We start from the raw sequence: 14,542 nt of genomic DNA on the forward strand, positions 1-14,542 counted from the left end.
TCAACTCCCGCTCACACAGGCGGTGCAAGGCGGTCCGGTCGCCGGAAACGTTGACGAAACAAATGTGGCGTGGGTTACGCCGGCCGGCGAGCGATCAGAACGGACAGGTCGGCCCGTCAGGCAGCCGTCTCCCAGAATCGGGCGAGAACCTCGGCCGCGCGTGCGGGATCCTGCACCATCCACCAGTGCCCCAAGCCGTCGAGAACCTCTGTGCGCGCGCCTGCTCGCGCCGCCGCCCGCCGGCGCATGCCCTCGGTGCCCACGTACGTGTCCTCCGTCGCGAGAAACGACAACCCCGGACGGGCGGCAGCCTTCTCGAGCTGGCGGCCCGCCTCGGACAGAACCGGCTGGGCCGCAGAGCGGTACAGCGCCAGGATCGCGCGCCCCATCTCGGGACCTTGCGCCCGGGCGAGCGCTGTTGCGACATCGGGTTGGAGTCCCAGACCGGCCATTTGCGCCGTCTTGTCTTCGACCGTGCCGCCCATCATCGCCTCGACCAGTTCCTCACCGGCTCCGGGCGTCTGCCACACCTGGGCGAGCTCGTGCCAGACATAGTCGGGATCGAATAGCCCCACGACGTCGCTGGCCCAGGTGCGCAGGAGTTCGGGACGGCGCATCGCCACGTTGACGACGTGACCGCCGCCCCAGTCGTGTCCCACCAGATCGACGGGTTCACCGATGCGCTCCAGTTCGCGCTCGAGCCAGTCGCGATAGTCAAGGTAGGTAGCCGCGAAGTCGTCTGGCAACGGTGCGCCGAATCCGGGCGGGGAGAGCCGCACCACGTCATCGCGGCCGAGGACGTCGACCATGGGACCCCAGATCGCATCCGTCTCCGGATTACCGTGCACCAGAACCACTGTCATACGGCGATCCTAGGCACGTCGGATTCACAGCTTGCGCCGGAGCCGGTCCCGGTACGACCGCCCGTCCGGGTCGTACATGAACCGGTACACCGGCTCGGCCCACAGCCGCGTCAGCAGCCCGAGTCGTTCGGCCTTGTGCGGGCGCAAGCGGCCGGGCGGTCTCGGTCCTCGCCGACCCGAGGCGTACCACGCCTCCAGCGCCTCTGCGGTTTCAACGATCTCGGACACCGCGGTCACCGGATCGACCAGGCCGCCGTCCTCACTGCCGTCCTCGGCCCGGTCCAGATGCTCGCGCATCAGCTTCAGTCTGAAATCCCGTGCGAAAACGCCCTCGGAATCCAGTACCGCACAGGATAACTCGCTGTCGTGCGTCCACGATCGCCGGTTGAAGTTGTCGCTACCCGAACACGCCCACACATCGTCGATCACGCAGACCTTCGCATGCACGTACACCGGTGTGCCCTCGTGGTTCTCGACATCGAACACGTGCACCCGGTCCGGTGCGGCACGGTGACACGTCTCGATGGCCTGCCAACGCCCGACCTGGTTGGGCGGCAGGGCCAGCCGGCCGTCGACATCGGGATAGCGCGGCACCACCGCGACCAGATGCAGATCCGGATTATCCCGCAGCGCGGCCGCGAACAGGTCGGCCACCCGCTTCGACCATAGGTACTGGTCCTCCAGGTAGATCAGCCGGCGAGCCCGCGGCACCGCCTTGCTGTACGCGCGGGCGATGCTGCGCTCGCCGTGCGGCGCGAAGTCGTACGCGAAATGGGCGTCCGGGTAGGTCCGCAGCACCTGCACGCTGTGCGGACCGCACGGTGGCGGGTGCGGCGGTTGCTCCGGCAGCGCATCGGCGGTCATGTCCGTGCCACTGAACTTGTCCCGCAGCCATGCCAAAGGATTCAGCATGTCCAGGGACGCAGGATCGTTCCACCGTTCACGAAACGTCATGTCCAGCGCGCCGACGACCGGCCCCTGCAAGCGCAACTGCACGTCATGCCACGGTGGATGGTCGCCGTAGCGCGGTGACATCTCGATCGCCTGAGGGTCGCCGTGATGCGAGGCGTCATCCCGCCGCGAGTGACACAGGTCGATGCCTCCCGCGAACGCCACATCGCGCTCCGGGGAACCGGGATGGCGGATTACGACCAGCTTCTGATGATGCGAACCGCCGATCCGCACCCGCTGGTCCAACAGGACCTCGCCGCCGGCCTTCTCGATGTGCTCACCGAGATGGCGGTTCTCCTCCTCGCTGTAGGAGAGCTCATCGAGATGCGACCGCCACACCAGACCCTTGACCACCACCCCGCGTTCGGCTGCACGGCAGAACAACTCGCGAACCGTCGGCCCGTTGTCACGCATCTTCTCGTCGGGGTCGCCACGCCAGTCGGTGAAGAACACGTAGTCGCCCGCCGCGAGCGCCTCCACCTCGGTGGCGAGGTGGTCGAAATAGGTCGAGCCGTGCACGAGCGGTTCGACGCGGTTTCCTTCGCACCACGCCGGGATGTCCGACGCCGGGTTGCCGCGCTCCTGCTCGGTCAGGAACCACTCCTCGACGTTCACGGCCGCCGCCGCAACAGCCGGTCGCGATACGAGCGACCGTCGGGGTCGAAGATCATCCGGTAGGCGGGTTCGGCCCACAGCCGTGTCAGCGGATCGACCCGTTCGCTCTCGTGCGGCCGCAGTCGTCCCGGCGGTCGCGACCCGGAGCGGCCCGACCGATGCCACTCCTCCAAAATCGCTGCGCACGCGATCATCTCGTCGACGGCGGCGACCGGGTCGACCAGACCCTCGTCTTCGCTGCCGTCCTCGGCCCGGTCGAGATGCTCGCGCAACAACCGCAGCCGTAGATCACGCGCGAACCGGTCGTCGGCGTCGAGCACCGCGCACGACAGTTCGCTGTCATGCGTCCACGAACGGCGATTGAAGTTGTCGCTGCCGATGCAGGCCCAGGTGTCGTCGATGACACACACCTTCGAGTGCACGTAAACCGGTGTGCCCTCGTGGTTTTCGACGTCGAACACGTGCACCCGGTCAGGCGCGGCGCGGCGGCACGCGTCGAGCGCCAGTTGCCGCCCGACCAGCGTCGGCGGGCGGCCAAGACCACCTTCCAGATCGAAGTAGCGCGGCACGACCGCCACCAGTTGCAGGTCGGGATTGTTGGTCAACGCCTCGACCAAGAGGTTGGCGATCTCATCGGACCACAGATACTGGTCCTCCAGATAGATCAGGCTCCTGGCGCGCCGAATCGCCTTCGTGTAGCCGCGTGCGATGCTGCGTTCGCCCTCCTTGGCGAACTCGTACTGGATCAAGGCGTCGCCGTAGGTGCGAAGCACCTGCACCGCATGCGGTCCGCAGGCCGGCGGGTCCGGCGGTTGCTCCGGTAGCGGGCGCGGCCGCTGATCCTCGCCCCCGAACCTGTCGCGAAGCCACGCAAGCGGGTTGAACAGATCCAGCGGCGCGCGCGCCGTCCACCGCTCCCGGAAGGTGACGTCCAGCGCCCCGATGACCGGACCGCGCACCTGCAGCTGCACGTCGTGCCACGGCGGGCGCTCCCCGTACCGCTTCGACATCTGCACCGCCTGCGGGTCACCGCGGTGCGACGCGTCGTCGCGACGCGAGTGGCACAGGTCGATGCCTCCGATGAACGCCACGTCCCGCTCCGGTTCGCCGGGATGGCGGAGCAACACCAGCCGTTGATGATGCGATCCGCCCACCAGCACCCGCTGATCGAGCAGCACCTCCCCACCGGCGCGCTCGATGGTCTCGGCCAGGTGACGGTTCTGCTCCTCGTTGAACTGCAAGCGATTCGGATACGACCGCCACATCAGACCCTTGACGAGCACGCCGCGCTCGGCGGCCGAGCGGAACAGTTCGGCGACGGTAGGACCGTTGTCGCGCAACCTCTGGTCGGCGTCGCCGCGCCAGTCGGCGAAGAACAGGTGATCTCCCGCGCGAAGCGCCTCAACCTCGGTGACGAGCCGATCGAAGTACGACGCGCCGTGAATAAGAGCCTCGGCGTGGTTGCCCTCGCTCCACGCCGGCAGCTCCCAATCGGGGTTACCGCGTTCCCCGGCGGTGAGGAACCATTCGGCCAGCACTGACACCCCGTGGGATGCCCACTCGACGCTGGATCTACGCGCGGAATAATGGGCCGCGTGACGGCAAGAGTCCTGTTTCTCTACAACGACCCCCTCGCGACCGAGGCGCTGCTCGGCGAGGCGTTCGTCGACGAGGGCTTCGACGTGCACACCTTCGAGGTGGTGCCCCGTGAGCGCGCACACTCTCCTGCCGACGACGTCACGTTTCCCGACCCGACCCACTACGACGTGCTTGTACCTCTCGGCGCGCGCTGGCCCGTCTACGACGACGCGCTGCGCCGCACCTGGGTCGGCGAGGAGATGGCGATGATCTGCCGCGCGGCCGACGCGGGCATCGCGATCCTCGGCATCTGCTTCGGCGGACAACTGCTGGCGCAGAGCTTCGGCGGGACGGTCACACGGTCGCTGTCACCCGAGATCGGTTGGTATGACGTCGAGTCCACCGATCCGGAACTGGTGCCCGGCGGTCGATGGTTCCAATGGCACCACGACCGCTGGACACTGCCGCCCGGCGCCACCGAACTGGCCCGCACCGCCAACGCATCCCAGGCGTTCCGGTTCGGCCGCGCGCTCGCGCTGCAGTTCCACCCCGAGGTCGACCTCGAGCTGCTGGACCGATGGCTGGCCGACGACGATATCGGCGAAGTCGCCGCCTTCGGCCTCACCCGTGACGAATTACGTTCTCAGACAGACAGGTTCGCAGGTGACGCGGCCAGCCGGGTACGGTGTCTCGTGCACGGCTTCGTGACACGTGTGGCCGGTCAACCGTGCCCGAGCTCGTGAGCGAGCGCACCGTCCAGCGACGGATGACGGAAGCGGTGGCCGAGCGCCTGCAATGCGGCGGGCAGCACTCGTTGATTGGCTTCGGCGAGTTCGCGCGCTCCCTGTTCCCCGAGCAGTAGGCGCGGCCCGAACGACGGAACCGGCACGACAGCGGGACGGCGCAGCACCCGCGCCAACGTCCTGGTGTAGTCGGCGTTGCGCACCGGATGTGGGGCCACCGCATTGACGGCACCGGCCATCCGGTCGTCGTAGAGCGCGCGGAGATACACGTCGAGCAGATCGTCGAGCGCGATCCACGCCAGCCACTGCCTGCCGCTGCCCAGCCGGCCACCCAGACCGGCGCCGAACAACGGCCGCATCAGGCGCAGCGTGCCCCCGCGCGCGGACTGCACGATCCCCGTCCGGACGGTGACGATCCGCAGTCCCGCCTCGGCGGCCGGCGCCGTCGCCGCCTCCCAGTCCCGGACCACCTCGGCCAGGAAGCCGTCCCCGACCACGCTTTCCTCGGTCAGCGCCGCATCGCCGCGGTCGAAGCCGTAGATGCCCACCGCCGACGCGCTGACGAAGGTTCTCGGTCCGTCATCGGCCCGCGCCGCCACCTCGGCGAGCCGACGGGTCGGTTCGAGGCGGCTGGCGCGGATCGCGTCCTTGTGGGCGTCGGTGAACCGGCCGGCTATCGACGCGCCCGCCAGGTGCACGACCGCGTCGACCCCGGTCAACAGCCCTGGATCCGGCCGATCGGGGTTCCACTGCCGCTCGTCCGCGCCCGCCGCCGCCCGCCGCACCAGCCGGATCACTCGGTGCCCTCCCGTGCTCAGGAACGCTGTCAACGCCGACCCGACCAGACCTGATGCGCCGCTGACCGCGACCGTGAGCGGGCGAAGCCCTGCGTCGGCGGCGTCGCGGTGGGCGGCAAGGTCGTCGGCCAGCTGGCGGTGGCGGTAGACGAACATCGGCCGCAGCGCCGCCGCCGGCACCGGCGCCTCGATGCGGTCATAGACCCGGGTGCCGCCGGGGGCCTCGCCGAACTCGTGAACGTGGGTCCACCGGCCGACCAGTCGCGGCGGCCACGAGGCCGGCCCGTCCGAGGTCAGCACGTCGACGAAGCGGCGCGGCGGGTCATAGCGGTCCGGGTCGTGCTGGGCGATCCAACGCAGACCACCCGGCAGCCCGAGCACCGCGCGCCCGTCGGCCAGCGACTCGGCTTCCGCGATCGCCTTCATCGGCTGCCACGGCGGGATCAGCCGCCTCATCGCGCCGGGTCGTGCGTACCAGCCGAACACCTCGTCGAGCGTGTGCCCGACGACGCTTTCGTATTCGATTCCCATGTGTCGATATTCGTCGCCGTCATGCCGATGGATTGCTTCAGGGTGGGGTACCCACGGTCGTAGTCATGAACGGATGGAGCGGACTCGCCCGCCGAAGCGGCAAACGCCTGTACCAGGACCGCCGGGAGGCCGGCGAGGTTCTGGCCCGCGAGTTGTCGTCTTACCGCGGTCACGATGTGGTGGTGTTGGGACTCGCGCGCGGCGGCGTTCCGGTCGCCGCGCAGGTGGCCCGCTCGCTGCAGGCTCCCCTCGACGTCTTCCTGGTCCGCAAGCTCGGTGTGCCGCAATGGGAGGAGCTCGCGATGGGCGCGCTGGCCAGCGGGGGCGGTGTCGTCGTCAACGACAACCTCGTGCGCAACCTGGGCATCGGTGACGAGGCGATGCAGGCCGCGATCGCTCGCGAGACCGAGGAGTTGAACCGGCGCGAGCAGGCCTATCGCGGCGACCGCCCGCCTCCCGAGTTGACGGGCAGGACGGTGATCCTGGTCGACGACGGGATCGCCACCGGAGCCAGCATGCTCGCCGCGGTGCGTGCCGTGCGGTCCAAGAACCCGGCGCGGATCGTCGTCGCCGTCCCGGTCGGACCGCCGTCGGCGTGCCGCGAGCTAGCCAAGGAAGCCGACGACGTCGTCTGCGCGAGCATGCCGCAGGGATTCGAAGCCGTCGGCCAGGTGTTCGCCGACTTCCATCAGGTCAGCGACGACGAAGTGCGCGACCTGCTGGCCCCCGGCGAGCCGGATCAGCAAGGGCGCCAAGGGAATTAGCGGCGGTCTTCGCCGGAGTCGGCTTGTTCGACGACCGTGGTCTCGTCGTCGGCGCCGGGCTCGCCCGCGTACTCGGGTTGCTCAGCGACGGCCTCGTCGTCGGGATAGTCCTCGTAGTACTCCGGATCGGCATCGGTCTGCGCGTCGGGCGCCGCGTCGGCCTTGCGGCCCGAGCGCTCCCGCACCGCATCCACGATCAGCAGCACCACACCGATCACGCTGGCCGCAATACAGACCCAGGCGATCAGTTCATTGCTGGTGACGACGGCCGTCACCAGTGCCGCGAGGCCGATGACGGCGAGGACGAGCGCAACGATCAGCATTGATCAACCCTAGGCCAAAGCGGGTTCAGTTGTTTCCCCGGTTGAACTGATTGAAGCCACCGCCGTCGTTTCCGGCGCTGGAGTCGACGGGCGCGGCCGAACCGCGCTGGCCGAGCTCCTCGAGCTGAGACTCCAGATAAGTCTTGAGCCGGGTGCGGTATTCGCGCTCGAACGTGCGCAACTGTTCGAGGCGGCCCTCCAGCACGGTGCGCTGCTGATTGATGGTGCCCATGATCTCGGAGTGCTTGCGCTCCGCGTCCGCCTGCAGGGCGTCGGCCTTCTCCTGCGCCTGGCGCAGCTGCGCCTCGGACCGGGTCTGGGCGTCGGCGAGCATCGCGTCGGCGCGCTGGCGAGCATCGGCGACGGTGGTCTCGGCGGTCTGCCGTGCCTCGCTCACCAGGGCATCGGCCTGCGCCCGCGCATCGGCGAGCAGCTTCTCCGACTCGGCCTTCGCGGTGCTGGTCAACCGGTCCGCGGTGTCCTGGGCCAGGCTCAACACCTTGGCCGCCTTCAACGCCTGGTCCTCGCTGGGCTGCGACGAAGGCGCCTCATAGGCCGGCTGCGGAGTCGGAGCAGGCTCGGGGGCGGGCTGCTCGTAGACCGGCATGGCCTGTGTCGACTGGCTTCCGCCGGAGCCGGAAGCCAACTCCTGCTCCAGCTCGGCGACACGCTGCCGAAGATCCGCGTTCTCCTCGATGAGGCGCGTCAGCTCGTTCTCGACCAGATCGAGGAACGCGTCAACCTCATCCTCGTTGTAGCCGCGCTTGCCAATCGGTGGCTTGCTGAACGCGACGTTGTGAACGTCGGCGGGTGTGAGCGGCATTGTCGCCCCCTTGAAGTCTGGACAGTCAACCGGTCTCAAAGTGTAGAGCGTGGGTGGAACGTAACTGGCGTCCATCCTGTCACACCAGACGCGGCCGTAGCAGAAGAGGATGAAATTAAGAGCGAATTTCAAACACGGCCGGACACGCGGCGACCATTTCGCCGCTCAATTTTTTGCCGGCAAACGGCCCGGTCTCCACTCGCCGGGAGAGCCGATTCCGTCTGGCTCGATGCGGTCTCAGGCCGCCGCGCCGAAGGCCAGTTGCATGCCGATGAAGGCGACGAGCAGCAGCACCATGATCGACAGGTCGAAGCGCACCGCACCTATCGTGAGCTGGGGAATGAGCCGCCGCAGTAGCTTCACCGGCGGATCGGTCAGCGTCATGATGATCTCGAGGATCACCACGGTGGCGCCCTTCGGATGCCAGTCCCGGGAAAACGACCGGATGAACTCGACCACAACCCGCGCGATCAGCAGCAGCCAGAAGACGAACAGGGCGAAGCCCAGGATTTCGAAAAAAAGCGACAACGCGGACGGTCCTCACTACGGGCTCAGATGTGACGTTTACTACAGGCTTGATACAGGCAAGTCTCGCCCGAGACCTCTCAAGCCCGCACGCGACGCCAGCCTACCCATCTGTGAGACGACCTATTGATAGGAGTAGAAGCCGGCCTCGGCGATGCGGCGCCGCTCCTCGGCCGTCACGTCGATGTCCGCCGGCGACAGCAGGAACACCTTGGTGGCCACCTTGTCGAACGACCCCCTCAGCGCGAAGGCCAGGCCTGCGGCGAAGTCGACGAGGCGCTTGGCATCGGCGTTGTCCATCGACACCAGGTCCATGATCACCGGGGTTCCGTCGCGGAACCGTTCGCCGATCGTGCGGGCCTCGCTGTAGTCCTTCGGCCGCAGCGTGGTGATCTTCGCCAGCGGGCTGCCCGCCTCGAACAGCTCGGCCATCCTGCGGGGGTCCATGGCCAGCGCGCCGCGGGTGGCGCCGCGCATCGGGGCGAAACGGGGTGCCGGGCGCTCGAACTCGCGCGGTGTGCGCAGTCTCGGCTCGAAGCGGTCCTCGTAACCGCGGTAACCGCCCGGCGCATCGTCGTAGTCGCGGTCGTCGTAACCGCGGTGGCCCGGGCCGTACCCGTCGTCGTCGAAGTGTTCGTCTCGACTACGGCGCGAATATCCACGTGAGGCGCCGCGGTCGTCGTCCTCGTAGTACTCGTCGTCGTAGTCGTCCATCGGGGCCATACCGAAGTAGGCCTTGACCTTGTGAAGTGTGCTCATCGTTCGACCCTTCTCATGCCCTGGACTCTGGTGTCTGTGATGAAGATGTGACTGGAGTGACTACTTCTGGTGACGGTAAAGGACGTTGTCCCAATAACGCGGTACCGACACGCACACATGTCGAGCCGTGTTTGACCGCCGCTTCGAGATCGTTCGACATCCCGGCCGACAGCTGAAGGCGCTGCGGGTAGCCGGCCTGCACCCGCTCGTACTCGGCGTTCACGCGCGCGAACGCCGCGTCCGCATCCTCGCCGAGCGGAGGGATCGCCATCAGCCCGGCGAACTCCAGTCCGGGTGCGGCGTGCGCGGCGGCGCACAATTCGTCGACCGAATCGGGTTCGTCGATGTCGACGCCGCCGCGGCTTTCGTCCCCATCGAGGCTCAGCTGGATGAAGACGCGCAGCGGTTCGTTGCGCCTGCCCTCGTCGAGCGCGGCGGACGCCGCGCGGCTCAGCGCGTCGATCAATTTGCGGGTGTCGACCGAGTGCGCCGCATACGCCCAGCCGGCAATGGATCGCGCTTTATTGCGCTGTATCCGGCCGACCATGTGCCAGCGAATGGATCCGACATCGGGAATGGCGGCGATTTCTCGGACTTTATTCGACGCTTCCTGTTCGCGTGATTCGCCGAAAGCCTCACAACCCAAACGGCGAAGAATAATGACATCGTGGGCGGGAAAGAATTTGGTTACCGGTAACAATTCAATGTCGGTGATATCGCGCCCTGCGGCCTCGGCGGCGGCGGCCAGGCGTTTGCGCACGGCCGCCAGCGCTTGGCTCAGCTCGACTTCGCGGGAGGACGGCACGGTGTCGCTCACTCCATCCACACCAGTGAGGCGAACCGCCCGGTCGGGGCGTCGCGGCGATGGCTGAACAAGTTGCGGTCCTCGATCGTGCAGCGAGGGTCGACGTCGATGGCGGTGACACCCAAAGTCGTTAATTGCCGGTGGATTCCGGCTCGCAGGTCCAGCGCGGGTGTGTTCTTCGCGCTCATCGTGCGGCTGCCGGGCAGCGCGGTCTCGACCTCGGCGGCCATGGCCTCGGGGACCTCGTAGTTGCGTCCGCTGGCCGCCGGTCCGAGCAACGCCGAGATGTCCTCGGCGTGCGCGCCGATCGACAGCATCGCCTCGACGGTGCGCGCCACGACGCCGTTTTGCGCACCGACGCGCCCGGCGTGCACGGCGGCCACCACACCGGCGCGCGCGTCGCCCAATAAAACGGGAACGCAATCGGCGGTGACCACCGCCAAAGCCAACCGCGGTGTGGCGGTGACCAATGCGTCAGTTTTGTCGACCGGACGATCCGTGGCGTCGTCGACCACGGCGACGTGATCCCCGTGCACCTGATTCATCCACACGATTGCGTCGTCGCCCAATCCGATGGCGCCGCCGAGCCGTTTGCGGTTGGCGGCGACGGCCTGCGGATCGTCGCCGACGTGGTCGCCGAGGTTGAAGGTGTCGAACGGCGGCGCGGAGACGCCGCCGGCCCGTGTCGTGGTCACGCGCCGTATGCGAACCGTCACGGTCGCCAGTATTGCCGGATCAGTGGCGCATGAACGGCGGCACGTCGACGTCGTCGTCATCGTCCCCGCCGATACTGACCGTCGCGCCGTTGGTGTGAACCGGCACGCTCGCCGGATCCGCGGGCTCGAACAGCGATGTGCTCACCTTGCCGGCCTTGCCCGGGGTGATGCCCTGCCCTTCGGCCGGGCTGACCACCGGTTTGCGTCCAGGACCGGCGGAGTCGAAGCCTGCAGCGATCACGGTGACCCGCACCTCGTCGCCGAGCGAGTCGTCGATGACCGTGCCGAAGATGATGTTGGCATCGGGATGGGCGGCGTCCTGCACCAGCGACGCGGCTTCGTTGATCTCGAACAGGCCCAGATCGCTGCCGCCGGCGACCGAGAGCAGCACACCCTGCGCGCCCTCCATCGACGCCTCCAGTAGCGGCGAGTTGATCGCGATCTCGGCGGCTTTGAGCGCACGGCCGTCGCCGCGTGCCGAACCGATGCCCATCAGCGCGGTGCCCGCCCCGCTCATCACGCCCTTGACGTCGGCGAAGTCGACGTTGATCAGGCCGGGTGTGGTGATCAGGTCGGTGATCCCCTGCACGCCGTTGAGCAGCACCTCGTCGGCGCTGCGGAACGCGTCCATCAGCGAGACCGCAGCATCGCCCATCTGCAGCAGCCGGTCGTTGGGGATCACGATGAGCGTGTCGCAGCTCTCCCGCAACGCCTGGATGCCGTTCTCGGCCTGGTTGCTGCGCCGCTTGCCCTCGAACGAGAACGGCCGCGTCACGACGCCGACGGTCAACGCGCCGAGCTTGCGCGCGATCGACGCCACCACCGGCGCGCCACCCGTGCCGGTGCCGCCGCCCTCGCCCGCCGTGACGAATACCATGTCGGCGCCGCGCAGCAGCTCCTCGATGTCGTCCTTGGCGTCTTCGGCGGCCTTGCGCCCCACTTCGGGATCGGCGCCGGCGCCGAGACCGCGCGTGGAATCGCGACCGACGTCGAGCTTGACGTCGGCGTCGCTCATCAACAACGCCTGTGCATCGGTGTTGATGGCGATGAACTCCACGCCCTTGAGGCCTTGCTCGATCATCCGGTTGACGGCATTGACGCCGCCGCCACCGATGCCGACCACCTTGATGACGGCGAGGTAGTTATGTGGGGGGGTCATCGCGATCCCTTCCTCCCAAGTTGTCCGACGACACGCCGAGCCTTGGCAAACCCTAAACCTCAACCAGAGGGTTATAGTTATGTCAAGTTGTTCCGCGCAACCAGAACGGTAGGGCGAGGTCGCGACCTAGCGACGCAGGCGCGCCGACACGCGCGACAAATTTTCGTGCAACTTCGCGCTGGACTCGCAACCGCGCGTTGGACACAGAGACTCACTTCACGGTCGGCAGGTCGGGACTCGACACGTCGTAGGTCTTGCCCGGCTGGGTGAGCAACGCCCCGAGTTTGAGCGCCTTCTCCTCGGTCCGGTCAGTGGTTCCCCACACCACCTCCCTGCCGTCGATGAGCTGCAGGGTGATGGACGCGACCGAGGGCGCCGCGATGCGGGCGACCTGCGCGGCGACCTCCGGGCGCAGCGACGTCATCACCTGCAGCGCCGCTTTGGTCGGTGCGTCGTTGGGACCGGGATTGTCGGTGTCGAGGTAGGGCACCCCCGGCGGCGGCGGGCCGATCGCGAAGTCGACGCCGTCGCGGTCGAACAGGTGCGGTCCATCCGGATAGTCCTTGACCACCACCGGCACTCGCTCGACGACGGTGATCCGCAGGGTGGACGGATACTGGCGCTGAACACGTGCGCTGGCGATCCGCCGGATCGCGGCCACCCGTTCGGCGACGTTGTCGGTGTTCACCTGCAGCAGCGGCGTGCCCGGCGCGACGGCCGCCGCGGCGACGATCTCCTCCTGCGTCACCGCGCCCACACCGGTGACCACCGTGTTGCGCACCGCCATGACCGGAGTGAAGTACAGCAGCAGTCCGAGCCCGACGACGATGACACTGATCAGCGCCGACCACATCAGCACCTTCAGGCCGCGGACCGTTCCCCTCCGCAGTTTGCGGGTGTCGCCCGCGGGCTTGCCCAGTGCGCGCCGCTTGGCCTCCCTGCGGGCCTGCTCGATCGCCGTGGCGCGGGCTTGAGCCGCGCGGCGCTCCTCACGCTCGCGGCGCGCGCGCCGGCGCGGGCCTTCGAAATCCGGTGTCCGATTAGATGTTTCAGAGTCTGGCGACGTTTCGGAGTCCGGCGGCGTCTCCGCATCTTGCGGCGTCTCCTGCGACTGCGGCGCATCCTCCCCCGGCTCGGGCGCCTCCGAGGGCTCCGGGTCACGGTCGCTCGGCCCGGTCATCGCGACCCCGGTGTGCTCCGGTTGGCCTTGACACGCAGCGCGGTGAGGATCTCCGGGCCAAGCATCGTGACGTCGCCGGCGCCCATCGTGACGACGACGTCGCCCGGTGCGGCGGCCTCGGCCACCCGCGCTGAGACCGCCGAGAAGTCGGGCACATAGGTTCCCGGCACGCTGACGTGCTCGACGATGCTTGCTCCGCTGACGCCCGCGATCGGCTGCTCGCGGGCGGCGTAGACGTCGAGCACGAACACTTCGTCGGCACCGTCGAGCGCCTGTCCGAACTCGCGGGCGAATGTCTGTGTGCGTGAATACAAGTGCGGCTGGAAGACGACAATCGAACGACCGCCGGCCTGCTCAGTGACGGTGTGCAGCGCACCGAGCGTGGCGCGCACCTCGGTCGGATGGTGCGCGTAGTCGTCGAAGACCCGCACGCCGTTCGCCTCTCCGACCAACTCGAACCGGCGCCGCACCCCTTCGAAACCGGCCAGCCCGTCGAGCACCGCATCGACCGGTGCACCCGCCTCGACCGCCGCGAGCATCGCGCCGATCGCGTTGAGCGCCATGTGCCGTCCCGGCACCGCGAGCCGCATCACCCGCGGGTGCGGTTCGTCGGCGAACTGTATGTGCGCCACCGCGCCGGTGTCGTGCTGCTCCCAGTTCAACAAGGTGCCCTGCAGCGGCCGGCTCGGGTCGCTGCCGTAGCGCAGTACGCGGATGCCCAGCTCCTCGGTACGCTCGGCGAGCGCCGCGGCGCCCGGGTCGTCCGTGCAGACCACAAGCGCGCCACCGGGTTTGAGGCGTTCGACGAAGTCGTCGAACACGGCGCCGTAGGCTTCGGCGCTTCCGAAGAAGTCGAGATGGTCGGCCTCGATGTTCGTCACCACCGCGACATCGGGGCTGTACTCCAGCAGTGAGCCGTCGCTTTCGTCGGCCTCCGCCACGAAGACGTCGCCGCTGCCGTTGTGGGCGTTGGTGCCCGCCTCGCCGAGGTCCCCGCCCACCGCGAACGACGGGTCGAACCCGCTGTGCTGCAACGCCACGATGAGCATCGACGTCGTGGTGGTCTTGCCGTGGGTGCCGGTCACCATCAGCGTGGTGTGGCCTGCCATCAGCTTGGCCAGGACCACCGGCCGCAGGATCACCGGGACACCGCGTCGACGGGCCTCGACCAGTTCCGGATTGGTCTTGGGGATGGCGGCGTGGGTGGTGACGACGGCGGTCGGGCCGTTCGGCAACAGGTCCAGCGAGGAGGCGTCGTGTCCGATCCGGATCGCGGCACCGCGGGCCCGCAACGCGGCCACCGCGCGCGACTCCTTGGCATCGGAGCCCGACACCAGCCCGCCGCGGTCGAGCAGGATGCGCGCGATGCCCGACATGCCGGCACCGCCGATGCCCACCATGTGCACCTGC

General features: G+C 68.2%; 15 protein-coding genes. 2 read left to right on the forward strand and 13 right to left on the reverse strand.

What is annotated here, in order from left to right; translation table 11 throughout:
• Nucleotides 1–116: 116 nt before the first annotated feature.
• Genes AU192_RS01815 through AU192_RS01825 form a run of 3 tightly spaced genes read right to left on the reverse strand, consistent with a single transcriptional unit; the run spans nt 117 to nt 3,973 of the window.
• Nucleotides 117–863, reverse strand: coding sequence for an alpha/beta fold hydrolase (locus tag AU192_RS01815; RefSeq protein ID WP_064393980.1), 747 nt, complete (start codon nt 861–863; stop codon nt 117–119).
• 24 nt (nt 864–887) lie between these two features.
• Nucleotides 888–2,429, reverse strand: a complete 1,542-nt coding sequence (locus AU192_RS01820; RefSeq protein ID WP_064393981.1) for a phospholipase D family protein — start codon at nt 2,427–2,429, stop codon at nt 888–890.
• Nucleotides 2,426–3,973 carry a phospholipase D family protein gene (locus tag AU192_RS01825; RefSeq protein ID WP_064393982.1) on the reverse strand — a complete coding sequence of 516 codons (1,548 nt, stop codon included), beginning with the start codon at nt 3,971–3,973 and terminating at the stop codon, nt 2,426–2,428. Before AU192_RS01825 ends, AU192_RS01820 begins: the two co-directional genes overlap by 4 nt.
• 42 nt (nt 3,974–4,015) lie before the next feature.
• Here AU192_RS01825 and AU192_RS01830 point away from each other — a divergent pair, with 42 nt between their 5' ends.
• Entirely contained in the window at nt 4,016–4,750 is a 735-nt protein-coding gene (locus tag AU192_RS01830; RefSeq protein WP_064393983.1) for a type 1 glutamine amidotransferase, read from the forward strand.
• On the opposite strand, the gene AU192_RS01835 is transcribed toward AU192_RS01830, so the two are convergent.
• Nucleotides 4,729–6,078 (reverse strand): TIGR01777 family oxidoreductase, encoded by a 1,350-nt coding sequence (locus AU192_RS01835; RefSeq protein ID WP_064393984.1) that lies wholly within the window; start codon nt 6,076–6,078, stop codon nt 4,729–4,731. The genes AU192_RS01830 and AU192_RS01835 overlap by 22 nt on opposite strands.
• Before the next feature lie 65 nt (nt 6,079–6,143).
• Between AU192_RS01835 and AU192_RS01840 the strand changes: the two genes are divergently transcribed.
• Nucleotides 6,144–6,842 carry a phosphoribosyltransferase gene (locus tag AU192_RS01840; RefSeq protein ID WP_064393985.1) on the forward strand — a complete coding sequence of 233 codons (699 nt, stop codon included), beginning with the start codon at nt 6,144–6,146 and terminating at the stop codon, nt 6,840–6,842.
• On the opposite strand, the gene AU192_RS01845 is transcribed toward AU192_RS01840, so the two are convergent.
• From AU192_RS01845 to murC, 9 genes are all read right to left on the reverse strand, one after another.
• Nucleotides 6,839–7,165: a hypothetical protein gene (locus AU192_RS01845; protein ID WP_064393986.1), complete on the reverse strand. Its 327-nt coding sequence runs from the start codon at nt 7,163–7,165 to the stop codon at nt 6,839–6,841. The genes AU192_RS01840 and AU192_RS01845 overlap by 4 nt on opposite strands.
• A gap of 25 nt (nt 7,166–7,190) precedes the next feature.
• Entirely contained in the window at nt 7,191–7,988 is a 798-nt protein-coding gene (gene wag31 / locus AU192_RS01850) for a DivIVA-like cell division protein Wag31 (RefSeq protein ID WP_064393987.1), read from the reverse strand.
• Between the two features lie 237 nt (nt 7,989–8,225).
• Complete coding sequence (locus AU192_RS01855) at nt 8,226–8,516, reverse strand: YggT family protein (protein WP_064349985.1); 291 nt, start codon at nt 8,514–8,516, stop codon at nt 8,226–8,228.
• A 120-nt stretch (nt 8,517–8,636) separates the two neighbouring features.
• On the reverse strand, nt 8,637–9,272 hold the full coding sequence (locus AU192_RS01860) for a cell division protein SepF (protein WP_064393988.1): 636 nt from the start codon (nt 9,270–9,272) through the stop codon (nt 8,637–8,639).
• Nucleotides 9,273–9,285: 13 nt separating this feature from the next.
• Nucleotides 9,286–10,089, reverse strand: coding sequence for a YggS family pyridoxal phosphate-dependent enzyme (locus AU192_RS01865; RefSeq protein WP_235630164.1), 804 nt, complete (start codon nt 10,087–10,089; stop codon nt 9,286–9,288).
• Complete coding sequence (pgeF, locus tag AU192_RS01870; protein WP_064393989.1) at nt 10,086–10,793, reverse strand: peptidoglycan editing factor PgeF; 708 nt, start codon at nt 10,791–10,793, stop codon at nt 10,086–10,088. The genes AU192_RS01865 and pgeF overlap by 4 nt, the downstream gene beginning before the upstream one ends.
• Before the next feature lie 19 nt (nt 10,794–10,812).
• Nucleotides 10,813–11,952, reverse strand: a complete 1,140-nt coding sequence (ftsZ, locus tag AU192_RS01875) for a cell division protein FtsZ (protein ID WP_064349978.1) — start codon at nt 11,950–11,952, stop codon at nt 10,813–10,815.
• 211 nt (nt 11,953–12,163) lie between these two features.
• Entirely contained in the window at nt 12,164–13,132 is a 969-nt protein-coding gene (locus tag AU192_RS01880; protein WP_064393990.1) for a cell division protein FtsQ/DivIB, read from the reverse strand.
• Entirely contained in the window at nt 13,129–14,532 is a 1,404-nt protein-coding gene (murC, locus tag AU192_RS01885) for a UDP-N-acetylmuramate--L-alanine ligase (RefSeq protein ID WP_064394188.1), read from the reverse strand. Before murC ends, AU192_RS01880 begins: the two co-directional genes overlap by 4 nt.
• Nucleotides 14,533–14,542 lie beyond the last annotated feature (10 nt).

It is taken from the genome of Mycobacterium lehmannii (genome assembly GCF_001499925.1).
Classification (GTDB): domain Bacteria; phylum Actinomycetota; class Actinomycetes; order Mycobacteriales; family Mycobacteriaceae; genus Mycobacterium; species Mycobacterium lehmannii.